Annotated in this window: 1 protein-coding gene; it reads right to left on the reverse strand. The window is 66.8% G+C overall.

Annotated elements, in window-relative coordinates:
• Positions 1 to 383, reverse strand: a 383-nt coding sequence (locus JWG43_RS19345; protein ID WP_205244513.1) for a sigma 54-interacting transcriptional regulator, incomplete at both ends; no start/stop codon positions are given.

Raw genomic sequence — 383 nt, forward strand, 5'->3', positions numbered from 1 at the left:
ATCTCGTCCAGGAAGATGGTGCCGTCCTGCGCCAGTTCGAACAGGCCCTGCTTGCCGCCGCGGCGGGCGCCGGTGAACGCCCCTTCGGCATAGCCGAACAGTTCGCTCTCCAGCAGGCTTTCCGGCAGGGCGCCGCAGTTGACGGCCACGAAGGGCGCGTGGCGCCTGGGGCTGGCATTGTGGATGGCATGCGCCAGCAGCTCCTTGCCCGTCCCGCTTTCCCCGTGGATGTATATCCCCGCGTCGGACTCGGCGAAACGCTGGGCGTGTACCCGCAGGGTCCTCATGGAAGGGCTTTCGCCAAGAAGGTCGTTCAGCGTGAACTTGGCCCGCAGGCCTGCCTGGCGGGAATGCTTGAGCCGCCGTTGCAGATCCGTCAGGAC

It is taken from the genome of Desulfobulbus alkaliphilus (assembly GCF_016918545.1).
Lineage (GTDB): Bacteria > Desulfobacterota > Desulfobulbia > Desulfobulbales > Desulfobulbaceae > Desulfobulbus > Desulfobulbus alkaliphilus.